General features: G+C 35.3%; 18 protein-coding genes. 16 read left to right on the forward strand and 2 right to left on the reverse strand.

Annotation, left to right across the window (positions count from 1 at the left end; genetic code table 11):
- The first annotated feature begins 176 nt into the window (after positions 1–176).
- The 4 genes from C7S20_RS18600 (at position 177) to C7S20_RS19605 (ending at position 1,893) form a co-directional block, all read left to right on the forward strand.
- A complete protein-coding gene (locus C7S20_RS18600) occupies positions 177–422 on the forward strand; it encodes an AbrB/MazE/SpoVT family DNA-binding domain-containing protein (RefSeq protein WP_026915895.1) in 246 nt (81 codons plus the stop codon).
- A complete protein-coding gene (locus C7S20_RS18605; RefSeq protein ID WP_107013864.1) occupies positions 413–736 on the forward strand; it encodes a type II toxin-antitoxin system PemK/MazF family toxin in 324 nt (107 codons plus the stop codon). Before C7S20_RS18600 ends, C7S20_RS18605 begins: the two co-directional genes overlap by 10 nt.
- Positions 737–893: 157 nt before the next feature.
- Entirely contained in the window at positions 894–1,460 is a 567-nt protein-coding gene (locus tag C7S20_RS19690; protein ID WP_193510780.1) for a hypothetical protein, read from the forward strand.
- 283 nt (positions 1,461–1,743) lie between these two features.
- Complete coding sequence (locus C7S20_RS19605; protein ID WP_159039989.1) at positions 1,744–1,893, forward strand: hypothetical protein; 150 nt, start codon at positions 1,744–1,746, stop codon at positions 1,891–1,893.
- 309 nt (positions 1,894–2,202) lie between these two features.
- Here the strand turns inward: C7S20_RS19605 and C7S20_RS18615 are convergent, their stop codons facing one another.
- Positions 2,203–3,198: an IS110 family RNA-guided transposase gene (locus C7S20_RS18615; protein ID WP_107013865.1), complete on the reverse strand. Its 996-nt coding sequence runs from the start codon at positions 3,196–3,198 to the stop codon at positions 2,203–2,205.
- A 222-nt stretch (positions 3,199–3,420) separates the two neighbouring features.
- Between C7S20_RS18615 and C7S20_RS18620 the strand changes: the two genes are divergently transcribed.
- The 5 genes from C7S20_RS18620 to C7S20_RS18645 all read left to right on the forward strand — a co-directional run bounded on the left by C7S20_RS18620 (position 3,421) and on the right by C7S20_RS18645 (position 6,553).
- The gene (locus tag C7S20_RS18620) at positions 3,421–3,909 is read left to right on the forward strand and encodes a hypothetical protein (protein ID WP_159039990.1); all 489 of its coding nucleotides are present in this window, start codon (positions 3,421–3,423) and stop codon (positions 3,907–3,909) included.
- Between the two features lie 10 nt (positions 3,910–3,919).
- Positions 3,920–4,207: a hypothetical protein gene (locus C7S20_RS18625; protein ID WP_107013867.1), complete on the forward strand. Its 288-nt coding sequence runs from the start codon at positions 3,920–3,922 to the stop codon at positions 4,205–4,207.
- Between the two features lie 166 nt (positions 4,208–4,373).
- Positions 4,374–4,628 carry a hypothetical protein gene (locus tag C7S20_RS18630; protein ID WP_107013868.1) on the forward strand — a complete coding sequence of 85 codons (255 nt, stop codon included), beginning with the start codon at positions 4,374–4,376 and terminating at the stop codon, positions 4,626–4,628.
- A gap of 756 nt (positions 4,629–5,384) precedes the next feature.
- Positions 5,385–5,642 carry a transposase gene (locus C7S20_RS18640; protein WP_107013870.1) on the forward strand — a complete coding sequence of 86 codons (258 nt, stop codon included), beginning with the start codon at positions 5,385–5,387 and terminating at the stop codon, positions 5,640–5,642.
- 26 nt (positions 5,643–5,668) lie between these two features.
- Positions 5,669–6,553, forward strand: a complete 885-nt coding sequence (locus C7S20_RS18645) for an IS3 family transposase (protein WP_107013871.1) — start codon at positions 5,669–5,671, stop codon at positions 6,551–6,553.
- 99 nt (positions 6,554–6,652) lie between these two features.
- Here the strand turns inward: C7S20_RS18645 and C7S20_RS18650 are convergent, their stop codons facing one another.
- On the reverse strand, positions 6,653–6,850 hold the full coding sequence (locus C7S20_RS18650; RefSeq protein ID WP_107013872.1) for a hypothetical protein: 198 nt from the start codon (positions 6,848–6,850) through the stop codon (positions 6,653–6,655).
- Between the two features lie 159 nt (positions 6,851–7,009).
- On the opposite strand from C7S20_RS18650, the gene C7S20_RS18655 reads away from it, so the two are divergent.
- The 7 genes from C7S20_RS18655 to C7S20_RS18690 all read left to right on the forward strand — a co-directional run bounded on the left by C7S20_RS18655 (position 7,010) and on the right by C7S20_RS18690 (position 14,082).
- Complete coding sequence (locus C7S20_RS18655) at positions 7,010–7,582, forward strand: Crp/Fnr family transcriptional regulator (protein ID WP_107013873.1); 573 nt, start codon at positions 7,010–7,012, stop codon at positions 7,580–7,582.
- A gap of 523 nt (positions 7,583–8,105) precedes the next feature.
- On the forward strand, positions 8,106–9,206 hold the full coding sequence (locus tag C7S20_RS18660; protein WP_107013874.1) for a sensor histidine kinase: 1,101 nt from the start codon (positions 8,106–8,108) through the stop codon (positions 9,204–9,206).
- A 2-nt stretch (positions 9,207–9,208) separates the two neighbouring features.
- The gene (locus C7S20_RS18665) at positions 9,209–10,525 is read left to right on the forward strand and encodes a sigma-54-dependent transcriptional regulator (RefSeq protein ID WP_107013875.1); all 1,317 of its coding nucleotides are present in this window, start codon (positions 9,209–9,211) and stop codon (positions 10,523–10,525) included.
- 475 nt (positions 10,526–11,000) lie between these two features.
- Positions 11,001–11,429, forward strand: coding sequence for a cyclic-phosphate processing receiver domain-containing protein (locus C7S20_RS18675; RefSeq protein ID WP_159039991.1), 429 nt, complete (start codon positions 11,001–11,003; stop codon positions 11,427–11,429).
- A gap of 532 nt (positions 11,430–11,961) precedes the next feature.
- Positions 11,962–13,209: a Glu/Leu/Phe/Val family dehydrogenase gene (locus tag C7S20_RS18680; protein ID WP_423738323.1), complete on the forward strand. Its 1,248-nt coding sequence runs from the start codon at positions 11,962–11,964 to the stop codon at positions 13,207–13,209.
- Between the two features lie 29 nt (positions 13,210–13,238).
- On the forward strand, positions 13,239–13,679 hold the full coding sequence (locus C7S20_RS18685) for a GreA/GreB family elongation factor (RefSeq protein ID WP_107013879.1): 441 nt from the start codon (positions 13,239–13,241) through the stop codon (positions 13,677–13,679).
- Positions 13,651–14,082 (forward strand): hypothetical protein, encoded by a 432-nt coding sequence (locus tag C7S20_RS18690; RefSeq protein ID WP_107013880.1) that lies wholly within the window; start codon positions 13,651–13,653, stop codon positions 14,080–14,082. Before C7S20_RS18685 ends, C7S20_RS18690 begins: the two co-directional genes overlap by 29 nt.
- The last annotated feature ends 96 nt before the right edge of the window (positions 14,083–14,178 follow it).

Consider the following 14,178-nt stretch of genomic DNA (forward strand, 5'->3'; position numbering starts at 1 on the left):
GTCGAAAAAGTGTAATTTTAGAAACCAGGAAAGAAAATGATTAATCTGACAACTTCGCATCCCCACTCCCGCAACTTGCGATAGCCGTAACCGTTGGCATTAATACTTAAACAGAGAAAAATTTAATTTTGAAACTTGATTTAAAGTAATAACTTTGTATTTACAAAATAAAAGTTATGGAAACTTCAATTATACAGATTGGAAATTCAAAAGGACTTCGTTTAAGCAAAACGATTCTTGAAAAATATCACATAAAAGATAAAGTAGAACTCATTTTAGAAAAAGGTCAAATTATACTCCGACCAATTGATTCGCCAAGAAAAAATTGGGAAGAAAAATTTAAGAAAATGGCCAAAAATGAAGATGATCAACTTCTGATGAATGATGTGTTTGATGATGAAAACTTCGATGAATGGATTTAAATCAATACGATATAGTTCTAGTTAATCTAGATCCGACTGTTGGAAGTGAAATCAAGAAAACCAGACCTTGTGTAATCATTTCTCCAAATGAGATGAATAAATATTTAAGAACGATTGTTGTTGCTCCTATGACAACAAATACGAAAAAATATCCGACAAGAATTCCGGTAAAATCAAATGGAAAAAAAGGAATGATTGCAATTGATCAAATTAGAACAATTGATAAACTAAGAATTGTAAAAATCTTTGAATCATTATCCAACTCGGAAATCAAAAAGTGTAAAGAGGTGCTTAAAGAAACATTTGTGGACTAAGTACTAATGCCAACTTCGGTTCATCGCAAATAACGGGCTTAGTCGAAAAAGTGTAATTTTAAAAACCAGGAAAGAAAATAACTAATCCGACAAGTCCGCGTTCCTACTCCCGCAACTTGCGATAACCGTAGCCGTTGTGCACTATTTTTATTAAAAATTGAGAAAAGAACTAAAATACATCGAATTAAAAAGCGGATATTCCGATAATGGTCCAGCTTGGATAGGATTTGTTTCATTTTCAAAAAGTGGAAAAACACTTTATTTTGATGGAAAAGGATTTCAAAGTCTAGATGGAACAGGAATACAAGGAAACTATTTTGACCTTGAAACAGGTGATGAATATTGGATATCCGGAGTTAAAAAAGATATGTCTGATCGACATAGATTTGGAAGTGGGAATATTTTGGTGGAGAAAAGAAGCTTATCTGAATATTTAAAAATTATTGGACAAGATGATCTACCAAAAAGCGGATATGAACTCGTTGAAGTAGATATAGAAAAACCAACTGATAAAATAAATAATTTGGAAAATGCTTCTGTTGAAAATACAGAAATTGATGAAAAACTTTATTTCAAATCTCCAACGGAATTAACTGTAGAACAACTCGAAATACTAATTGAAGACCTGAAAAGAGAGGAAAAAGAAGCTAAATATAACAAAGGTCGGAGATCCATAAAAAATAAGCGAATTGATTTAGAGTTAGAACTTGATAAAAGAAACTAAAAAAACAGTGCACAACAGCGGTTCATCGCAAATAACGGGTAATTGAGTAAAAATTGTAATTTTAGAGACCAAGAAACAAACCGGTAATCCGACAAGTCCGCGTCCTTACTCCCGCAACTTGCGATAACCACAACCGTTGGCAACAAATGCGATGGAAAATTCTGCTAAGAAGAATGTTTTTTAAAATGGTTTTCCCAAAACTTCACAAGAAAAAATCTACTGAAAAACAAAAAGTTCTAATGAATGTTTACGCTTAAAGAACCAAAAAGTTCTACAGGAAATTTTGAAAAAAGAAGAAAAATTTAAAACTGGCGTTCTATTGAAAATCAGCAGAAAAGAACGTGAAAAAACTGACATCTCATTGGAAAATTTGAGCAAAAAACCAGAAAGTTCTACAGAAAGTTTACCGCAAAAAACCAAAAAATCCTATTGAATATTTAGTGCTGAAAAACAGAAAAGTCCTCTTGAAAAATTTGAACTAAATAACTGGAAAATATAGAAGAAAATCCAAGTAAAAAGATTTCAAAAATTGACAATTTCAAAAGATGTTTTGTGGTGAAAATCAAGAAAAAAACGCATCAGTTGCCAACATCGGTTAAGGCAAATAGCCGGTATTTTGCGAAAAGTGTTATTTTAGAGATCAAAATAATAAATCGGTAAGCCGACAAATTTGCGTTCCCTACTCCGGCAACTTGTCCTTAACCGTATTCCAAGATCAAATCCAAGTTATTTTTCGATAAATTTAAGCAGCATATTTGCATAGATCTACGTAGGGTGTTCCTCGCTTGATCACCGCAAATGCTCTGGATATAAGCTTATTTCTAACATTGTTCAAGGCTAGCATTTTCGGTTTTCCTTCCTCCACTTTTCTTTGGTAATATGATCTCAATTCGCCGTCATGTTGAATAGCTGAGATACTTGCCATATTTAATAATGTTTTCATTTTTCTGTCGCTCATTGGATGCCCTTTTGATCTTCTATACACACTGGTTCCCGAACTATATTGAAAAGGAGCCGTACCACAATAACTCGAAAATTGTCGCCAATCGCTAAAGCGTTCAAAGTTACAAGTGTGGTAAATCAGTTGGCAAGCCAGAATTCTACCTACGCCTTTTAAGCTAGTCAGTAATTTGTAATTCTTGCTCATACGATCCTCTCTTTTTACGAGCTCATCTATCTGTTTTTCCAGTTTCAAAATTTGTTTGCTTAAATAGGCTATGGTGTGCTTTAAACTCTTACAGCTGACATCTGTTGAAGGACTGGATAAAAGTCCGCTAAGTTCTTCTAATGTTCCCATAAGACCCGTGCGATTTCGCACTAGCTGATCTCTTAGACTTAATAACCTTCCCAGTTCTAATAAAGCTTCATCACGAATACTACTGCATACTAACTCTTCCCTGTGCAACCAGGCATACCTGGCAATCATTTGAGCGTCCACACGATCAGTTTTAGTTCTAACAAGTCCCGAAGATCTTTTGATTACTATCGGATTTTCCTGAACATAGTTTAAACCGTTAGTCTGCATGAAGATCGCTAGCTTCAAGGAATAGTTTCCGGTATGTTCAAAACAATATAAAACTGACTTTTCGATTTTAGAAAATTTACTAACCCATTTTAAAAGTGAATCGTAACCTGATCTACAGTTATCAAATACCCTATGTTTATTGTAATTATGGATAAATACATCTAAGGTTTTTTTGGATACATCTATCCCAACGGCTAGCTCATAATTTTTCATATCTTTAAAATCGAATTAAATGAAGTTGCAGTAACTATTACCTTTAACGGGTCCTGCTAGACCTGGTATTCCAATTAGTTCTTTGCAACATTTATAGAAGCTAAGGGGACTCACACGGTTAATGGTTCTATTCTAGCAACCGTTCTAGTTCTCCCCTTAGTTTGCTATAATCAATATAACGATTCAAAGTAAAGGTAGCCGTTGTGCACAAGCCTCACAAAAATGAGAACTACGATACAAATATTTCTGATTTTGATTTCTACTTTGACATTTGGTCAAAAGAAAATTAGTGGAAAATATTCCAATAAATTCGGAGAAGAAATTGAATTAAAAATGGATTCAACCTTTGTTTATAATTGGAAATTTGATCTAGCTTCGAGTTGGTCAAAGGGAAAATGGAGTTTAAAAAATGATACAATTTTCCTGAAAGTAATTCCAATAATGGACACTACAAAAATTGTAGAGAAGAATAAATATTCAGATAGTTTAATTTTATCATCTGATCAAAAAGCAAGTGTGATTGAAAAAGATGAACTAATCACAAATGCTTTATCGAGTAGTGGACAAAACCGACAAAATCCACCTACGAAATTAATTATTAAAAATGAAAGATTATTCCGGTTAACTGAGAATAATAAAATTGATAGTAAAAAACACAAGCATCCGAGTTCGAGCAAAAAATACCAAACATTTTTTATAAAGAGTAAGTAATCATTTTGAAATGAGAACGGAGAAAAAAAAGATTATTGACAATCCTTGGAACAACATCGGAGTGATTTTCGTAACCGTAATTGTTTTTACTACAATTACAATGTCAGCACCAGATTTAAATCAAGCAGAGCTTGGCGGTTTAGCTAATTTATTTTTCCCCGCAGTATTTGGACTTATAACTATTTTGATTTATCTAATTTCAAGAATATTTATCCGAAAGTGGAATTGGATAATAACAATTTGTGGAATTATATATATAGGATATTTATCAATAATGCTATTTTTTGATAAGCTTTAAAATACATTGGACAAAAGGCCAGTGCACAACAACGCATAACTCAAATAGGCGGTGAAATTTTAAAGAAAATAAGTATCTTGATCAACAATCCAGGCTTAAGCCGACAAGTTCGCTTTCCCTACTCCGCCAACTTGTGTTATGCGAAGCCGTTGTGCGTAATTTACTTATGAAGAAATTCCTTTTAATATTCTTTTTAATTCTCCAGAATGTTTATTCTCAAAAGAATTATACCGAATTACAAGAACTTGGTTTGCATGGAAATGTAGAATCAATAATTACTAAATCCTACTCAAGCAAGATTGATTCAACCGACCTCATTTCTAAACAAATTGCGATTTTTAATAAAAAAGGAAACATAATTAAAATAATAGATTCAATTTACGAATCTGGCAAACTTAAAGTCGCAGAAAAAGAATATTAAGAAAGTATTGATGGAACTAAAAGTTTATTCAAAATTAAGATAAATGGTGAGTTATCTGAATATGGTTCTTATAATTGGATAGATGATAGAAATTATACAATTATTGCATTTGGAGATGATGCCATAAAAACTGAATACAGATATTATCTCAGTCAAAACTTAAGAGATAGTATTGGACGAACTAAATTTTATCTATACAACCCAAAAGATTATTCTACTGTAGAATATTTAGCAAGTTCAGAATATCAAAATTTTTATGACGAGAATGGAAATTTGAGGAAGGTAATAGAGTTTGATGATCTTGATAATGAGAAACAAGTAATAATCTATAAAACTATAGAACTCGATGAATTAGGAAATAGAACAAAAGTCAAATTATTTGATAAAGAATCAGATTCATTGATTTTAATTAGAACTATTAAATATAATTATTACTAAAGTAAACAACGCACAACAGCGGTTCATCTCAAATTACGGGTTTTACAAAAAAGAACTAAATTAGATTCCTAACAAACTAAAGCGTTAGCCGACAAGTCCGCGTTCCTACTCCCGCAACTTGCGATAACCGCGGCCGTTACCTACAATAGCCACATTGAAATCGTAAAGAATTATGAAAAAAATAATATTATATTTTAGTTTAATTTCAGTTTTAGTTTCTTGCTCTAAAGCAGATTGTGATAATCCATTAGTGTAATACTCCCCGAAATTCAGACCATAGGTTGAGTTAAAAAATAGTTTATTAAATTCACCGAACCTATGAAGAAATCCAGAAGAAAATTTAGTGCACAATTTAAAGCCAATGTAGCCTTAGAAGCTATCAAAGAACGTCATACTCTAGCAGAACTCTCCGAGCGTTTTGAAGTAAGCGCAGTAATGATCTCCCGATGGAAGAAGGAGTTCCAGAAAAACATGGCCCAGGCATTTGAAAAAGAGCAACCTAAGAAAACCGATCAGGTGGATCCAGAGAAGCTTTATGCTCAGATCGGTCAGCTCAAAGTAGAGAATGATTTTTAAAAAAAAAGCTTAAAGAAAACAGGTCTATGAGCGATCGGAGGTCCCTGATCAGTAGCCGACAAAAGCGAATGAGTATCCGTAAGCAATGTCAACTACTCTCAGTCAATAGAAGCTCGTTATATTATCGTCCCAAGGAAGAAAAACCCGAAAATTTAAAGATCATGCGTATCATGGACGAACATGCTATCAAACATCCGGCTGAAGGAGTCAAGTCAATGGTCTTCATGTTAGGTCTGAGGGGCTATCATGTAAATCCTAAACGAGTGAGAAGACTGCTTCGTAAAATGGGCCACAGAACGATATATCCAAAGAAGAACCTGAGTAAGTTGGGACAGGCAAAGTACATCCGCCCTTATCTTTTACATAAAATGCCTATAGACAGGGCTAACCAGGTCTGGAGTATTGATATCACCTATATCCCCATGAAAAAAGGATTCATGTACTGTACGGCTATCATCGATGTATACAGTCGTAAGATCATGGGCTGGGGTATCTCCAACAGCCTGGAAACAAAATGGTGTTTACAGGTACTTGAGGACGCTATCAAACGCCATGGAAAGCCAGAGATCATTAATACCGATCAAGGTTCTCAGTTTACTTCTGCAGCATGGACCTTAACCCTAGAGGAAGAGGGTATAAAAATATCTATGGATGGTAAAGGAAGAGCTATTGACAATAGATGGATCGAGCGCTTTTGGAGAACACTTAAGTACAAATATATCTATTTAAACCCTCCTGAAAATGGTCTTGAACTCTATGAAGGAATACGAGATTATATAGAATATTATAATCATCAAAAAATACATCACACCTTCAAGGAAATCCCAGGGCAACGTTACCAGGAATCAATAAATAAAACAAAGAATAGTAACCCTAAATCATTAACTAAGAAAACACCTGTTTTGGTCTAGTAAATGGGGAGTATCCCATTACATAATGCAATTAATGCCAGTTTCTTTCTCTTACCCTTCTGTACGCAGGAAGATATTCCTTAGAGTTGATCTAAAAGACTATTCATAAAACCTTCCTTTAAGCAGGCTCTTCTGAACTACTCCTGTATAGACTAGCAAAAGAGTAAATGAAAGGATCAAGACCAGAAGAATTCCGCGAACTGCCCCTGTAGTCATAAAAACTGTCAATTCTGAAGCGATTAGATAGCGTACTGCTACATCCACTTTGCTGATATGCTGTGCTTTTAAATTTTTCATGATTATGGGATTTAAAAGTGATTATAACATTTTTACACCATCAAAGTTCGCACATATATACCTCTTCGCCATTGACTTAAGTCACATATTAATTTTAATATTAAACCCTATATTGAAGTTCATTGCAGGTTTTTATAAAGTATTTTATAGCTTCGGAATATGGGAAATAATTTAAGACACAGCATAAAAGAGAAAATTGATATCAGTGAAGAAGAATTAGCTTTTGCCGAAAGCCTATTTGTGCGCCGAAACCTAGTAAAAAAAGACTCTATTTTAAATCAGGGAGAAATCTGTTCTTCTACCATTTTTGTGGAAGAAGGATTGCTTCGCAGTTATACTATCGATTCCAAAGGCAAAGAACATATTCTCCAGTTTACCACCGAAGGAAGATGGACAGCCGATCTTTCAAGTTTCTTTTCCGGAGAGCCTTCATTATATAATATTGAAGCCCTTGAAAATTGCGAATTATTACTTTTAACTAATCAAAAATGGGATCTTCTTTTAAAAAAACTACCCGATTTTGAAAGATATTTTCGAATGCTCATTCAAAATAACCTCATCGCAACCCAAGGACGTCTAATGGGTACTATAAGTTCTAACGCAGAAGAAAGGTACCGAAAATTAATAACCGATTTTCCAAACATTATCCAAAGAGTTCCGCAGCACATGATCGCCTCCTACCTTGGAATTACCAGGGAGACTTTAAGCCGTATTAGAAGGCAAATATTTTAGAATATACGGGATCTTATAATTTTTTCCACCCCAGGCCTCTTCTTCCAATTTTCGGGATTAATTTGATGTTTATTAAAGTATTCCAGTAATCGCTATTTTTGTCAAAGGGGAAAAAATTGGCTGAGAGAAATTAGCGAGCGGACTTATAATATCTACTGCTTCCAAATCGAAAACCTGAGAATCTGAAAAAATTGATAGCCCTAGATCTCTTTAAATAAAAAGGAATTTCGCTATCAGAAGAGCTACCCATCTCTAAAAAGATTTTTTACAATCACCTCAGGTTTAAAGAAGATTTGAGCGGCAAAGCAATAGACTAACAGTTTTTCTGCGAATTGAGCTTGTAGAGGATGGATAAAATTATTGCTTCTAGTGACCTTTCTAAAAGTTATTCCACCGTAAATTAACCAGGCATTCCATTAGCCTAAGCTTGTAAAGTATTTGTATCTAACCAAAAACAATATGATCTTTACCTTTATAGTTAAGCAAGTTAAAATTGGACCTCTAATTAATCCATGGACTAAATATGACAAAGAGGGATATTTCTATAGAAAAAAAATTAGAAGAGCGCATCAAAGAATTATCGTGCCTCTATGAAGTGTCCTCTGCCCTTCGGAAACATACAGATTCCATTGCCGATACACTATGGGAAATTTGTTACAGCACCCGAAGGGCCTGGATGTTTTCAGATATCGCGATCGTTCAACTGAAATATGAGGATCATGAGCTTATAACCTCTGGTATACCAGACAAAAATATTTCTCAGGAAAGCATTATAACTGTTGCCGGCGAGGCAAAAGGCTTTTTAAAAATATATTATGATCTGGGGCTTCATCCAGCTGCCTATTTCTTAGAAGAAGAACAAAAATTACTGGACAGAATCGCCCTGGAAATAGAACAATTTTTTGAACGTCAGGATACAAAAAAGAAAGAGGAAGTCTTAAGAAGAAGCGCCGAACGAAATGACCGACTTTCCATTTTAGGAGAAATCACTGCAGGTATAGCCCATGAATTAAATACGCCCCTGGGCAATATTCTTGGTTTTTCCGAACTTATCAAATCTCAAACAAAGGATAAGCAGGTGCAGGCGGATAGTGAGAAAATTATCAAAGCGGCCATTTATTCAAGAGAGGTTGTAAAAAAACTTATGTTTTTTGCCTGTGAGATGCCTCAAAATAAAAATTGGATATTAGTTAAACCTGTTATTGAACAGGCATTGCGTTTATTGGGTCAGAATTTCAAAAAGGCCCAGGTTCATTATGAATTTAGAATTGACAATAACCAACTAAAGGCCCAATTAGATAGCATACAATTTACTCAGGTCTTATTTAATTTACTTATTAATGCTATTTATGTTTCCCCCCCTGGAGGTAAAATTACTATAGAAATTAAAAGCAATCCAGAAGCATTTGAAATGAGAATTATCGATCAGGGACCAGGGATTCCAGAAAAGCTTAAATCTAAAATTTTTGAACCATTCTTTACTACCAAACCGGTAGGCGAAGGTTCCGGTCTGGGTTTAAGTGTAGTGCATGGAATCATTAAAAGTCATCGTGGCGAAATAGTTACTTTTGACAATCCGCCTGCCGGCACTGTTTTTCAAATAACTTTACCTTTAAAAATGTGATCATGGCATATAGAAAAGCGAATATTTTAATAGTCGATGACGACTATGATATGCTTGAACTGGTTGAAAGACACTTGCAGAAAAATAATTTTTACTGCTACAAAGCCACCTCGGTAAAGGAAGGGATTGGCATTTTAAAATCTAACGAAATTGATCTCCTGATCACCGATTTACAAATGCCGGAAATAAATGGGATGGAGTTAATAAAGTATGTCGATGAGCATTTCCCAGAGGTTCCCAAACTGGTCATTACCGGGTACCCATCTGTTGATGGAGCTTTGTCAGCAATGAAATCAGGGGCTCTGGATTATTTGGTTAAACCCTTTACTGCTGAAGAATTAATAAAGTCGGTAGAAAAATCAATGCCGTTAGAAAAGCAACACTATAAATCAATTCAAGCATCTGGTGAGGGAATTTATGCAGGCATTATTGGCCGGTCAGAAAAGATCAACCAATTAATCGATATTATTGAAAGAGTAAAAAACAATCGAGCCACAGTGCTAATTGAAGGAGAGAGTGGTACCGGAAAAGAACTGGTCGCCCGTGCTATTCATTATAAAGGCTCCTTTGCTGCGAACCCTTTTATTGCGGTTAATTGTGGGGCAATTCCGAAGGATCTGTTGGAATCCGAACTTTTTGGTTATAAAAAAGGGGCCTTTACAGGAGCCGTGGAAAATAGGGATGGCTTTTTTCAGGCTGCGGCTGGAGGAACTATCTTTTTAGATGAAATCGGTACTGCCCCCTTAAATGTTCAGATACGATTATTACGTGTTCTCCAGGAAAAAGAGGTGAGAAAAGTAGGAGAACAAAGGGCTAAAAAGATCGAAATTCGAATTATAGCAGCTACAAATAGTAATCTAAAAGAAATGATCAAAAATGAAAGTTTTCGAGAAGATCTTTATTACAGATTAAATGTTGTTAATATAACCACTCCACCCCTGAGGGACAGAAAGGATGATATCCCGCAGTTGTCCCAACATTTTTTGAAAAAGTACGGCCGCGAATATGGGAAACCTCAGATAAGAATTTCTGATAAGGCCATGGAAATCTTGATCCGTTATAATTGGCCCGGCAACGTTCGTGAATTGGAAAATGCCCTGCAGAGAGCCATAATCATGAGCGATTCCGAAATTGAAATCGCCAATCTACCCGAATATCTCAAGTATCCAGATCCACAAATAAGCAGCGAATTACAGAGCCTGGAAGCAATGGAAAAAGCACATATAAAAAGGGTACTGGCGAGTGTCCAGAATAATAAAACAAAAGCAGCAGAAATACTTCAAATCGATCGAAAGACGCTCCGCAATAAACTAAAATAATACCAGCGGTACTTTTTTCCCCGGCCGGGGTATTTCTCCCATGCACATTATATTTACTTATATTTTAACTAACTGTTTTTCAGTTTTTTAAATTAAAATATACTGTTATTTCTTTCCGGGCATACAGTTTGACTTATCCATATATGAAATTTTTTATTCATCAAATTTCGGGATATGTTCAAAAATTTTATCAAAACCTTGATGTTAGTCCTAGTAATAGTAATCATTCGTTCTCTTTTTCTACAAAAGGATTTCTATTACATGATTTGGGAAAATAATCCGGTTACCGTAGTTTTTATAATCAGCATTCTTATTGCTTTATTCGGAGTGGGAATCAACTTGCTTAGAAGAAAAAAGTTGAATAAAGATTTGTTATAATAGCTCTTATTGAAACCGCGCTCTCTTCTCTTCTTTGTTATTAAATTATCTTATTCCCAAAGCCATGGTCCTATCTGCTTTAAGAAATTGGGTTTCTGTGCTGCTTTCATTACCCATAATACAGAAGCTGATCCGTACCAAAAATCTAAAACCTCCTCATAGCTCTAAAGGAGATACTAAAACATTGTTGTGGCTTGATGATCGACTAAACCCCATGGATACCAGAATGGACTGGTTATCTTTTAGTCCGGTAGGACGTGAAGTTGAAGTGATTTGGGTGAAGAATTTTCATGAATTCCAAAATTGGATTTGCAACTATGGCCTTCCTAAAGGAATTTGCTTTGACCATGACCTCGGAAAGGATAAACCCACAGGATATGATTGCGCTGCATGGCTAATAAAGTATTGTACAGAACACAATAAACCCTTGCCTCTTTGGAGTTCACAATGTGCAGATCCTGCAGCAAAAGCGAAAATTAAAAAGCTCCTTAAAAGCTATTCCGCAAGCACAGAAATACCTGCTTAAATAAAAAAACTCAAAGAGGCTCAACCACATATTTTTTGGATTATTTGTGTGAAATTCAAAATGGAAGATATTTTTCTCTACCCTAAAATGTTCAAAAGGAGACTAATAATACAAAATCTTATCTTTTTACCTATATAACCCCATTTTCTGCAGGCCTATATACCGGTACAAAACTCCCCAGCTGAATCATTCTTCTCCACTAGCCTTGAACTTGAAAATCTTTTTTAAAAGTTTAAATATTTCTTTTACAGTTACTTACGAATAAAGTATGAAATTAATTTATTAACCGGCATGTACTTTGACTTTGATGGTACACACAAAGTTGAAAACAATGAATTTGACAAAAGAAAAAATAAATCAGGAGTTACCCTCGAACAAATCTTCAACTGAAATACCTCAGGAGATGCTCAAAGGTTTGTGTTTTAATTGTGACCACCGAAAATATTGCATCTGGAAAGAAGATCGAAAATTAATATGTGAACATTTCAAGTAAAAAAGAATGATAAATACTCAGAAAATAAATCGCCAATCTATGTATGAAACTGTAATGAATCAGTTTAATTCCACTGCAGATATCATAGATTTAAATCCTAACATCCGAAAGATTTTAGGGATCACCAACAATGAGATCATTGTACATTTTCCTGTAAAAATGGATAACGGAAAGGTGGAGGTTTTCACAGGCTACCGGGTGCAACATAATAATGCCCTCGGGCCATACAAAGGAGGTTTACGATACCACGACACAGTAGATATTGATGCCGCCAAAGCTTTGGCCATGTGGATGACCTGGAAAACCTCACTAGCCGGTCTCCCATATGGTGGAGCCAAGGGAGGCATTAAAATCGACCCCCGTAATTATTCCGATTCAGAATTAGAACGTATCACCCGACGGTTTACTTACGCACTAGGGGAAAATATTGGTCCCGAACATGATATTCCAGCTCCTGATGTAAACACTAATGCCCAAACTATGGCATGGATCGCAGATACCTACATGTCTACCATTTCTTCATCTGAACGATCTCACAATCAGCATGTAGTTACCGGAAAGCCTATAGGAGCAGGAGGATTGGAAGGTCGGGATCGCGCTACAGGTTTTGGGGTTTATCTCAGTATAAAACTCCTTTTAGAAACTAGAAATGAAGATTTTAAGAATAAAAAATTCATAGTCCAGGGATTCGGTAATGTCGGTTATTGGGCATCCCATTTCATCTCCAAAGATGGGGGTACACTAATAGCAGTTCAGGATGCGCATGCCAGTCTATTTAATGAGAATGGTATCGACACCGAGGCCCTGGCACAACATTGTGAACCTCGGAAAGGTTCCATCAAAGGCTTCAAGGGCGCTACGGAGATTGACCCGGAAGATTTCTGGGGCCTTGATTGTGACATTGTGATTCCTGCCGCCCTTGGGAATCAAATCACCCAGGATAATGCCTTTAAAATCAAAGCAGCTATAGTGGCGGAAGGTGCCAATGGTCCTACCAATAGTGAAGGTGAGAAAATCCTGCTGGAAAAGGGAATTACCATTATTCCCGATATCTTTTGTAATTCCGGCGGAGTTATTGGCAGTTATTTTGAATGGTTACAAAACCGAAATGGTGAATTGTGGCAACTTGAAGAGGTCATGGAAAAAATTGAAAAAAAGATCACTCAAAATTTCCACAAAATAAACTCGGAAGTTAAAAAACGGAATGTCGACTGGAGAACGGCAGCCTACATCCTCGCCATATTGCGCATTGAAACTGCGTACAACCAACGCGGGATTTTCCCTTAAAATTATCAACGCTATTAAAAACTTATAAAATGAAATACGGAAATCTGATTGTAGAAAAAAAAGAATATGAGTTTCTAAAACAAATTATGTCTTTAGCTAAATATTATAAAGATACCACTTATAAAGCTTCGATATACAAATTGAGCGAAGAGCTCAAAAGTGCCAAATTAATTCCTAAGAATAAGATGCCGGAGGATGTTATCCGACTGAATTCCTTAGTTACTATAGAAACTCCATATGATGTAGTTAAAACCTACCAGATCGTCACACCTGAAAAGGGAGATATTCGAAAAAATATGGTTTCCGTGTTGGCGCCTATGGGTTTGGCGCTTTTTGGATATGCAGAGGGAGATGAAATAACCTGGATGTTCCCAATGGGAGAAAGCCAGATAAAGATTAAAAAGGTGGCTCAGATTGACCCAGAAATAATAAATAAAAAATATGATAAAGGATATTCAACAACACCATAGGGAGGAGGAAATCCAGATCGTGAAGTTCGAAAATCAAAATCATTATTGGATTAAAGAACTTGGTTTCCTCTCGGAAGAATTAGATTTTTATAAAGAACTGCTCAGTAATCCTTTGAAAGAGAAAACAAAAATCAAACAGGCAAAAGCCGATGTTTTGCTCTATGAGTTAAAGAAGCTGAAAAAATGGAATGATCTATACCTTCAGGAGTGCTACAATTCACAGAATAAGCTGGAAAATCAAAAAGAATGTGATCAAATTGATTGCGATTATGCATTTCTCAGGGCTCAATTAGTAATACGAAGAAAAATTGAAAAATATATTGAGGAAGTTCAGGCTTTAAAAAAAGCAATCTTTAGGTTCCTGAAAAGGAATCCAGAAATCATTACTTCATTTCAAAATTAAAATTTTACCGTTTGTTTTATTTTTAAGCCAGGTGGCCCTATAAATACCATTTAATCCAGGGGTCATCTGGTTTCTTTTTTATTTCATGAAACTGAC

Origin of the sequence: Christiangramia fulva (genome assembly GCF_003024155.1) — a bacterium.
GTDB classification, from domain to species: Bacteria; Bacteroidota; Bacteroidia; order Flavobacteriales; family Flavobacteriaceae; genus Christiangramia; species Christiangramia fulva.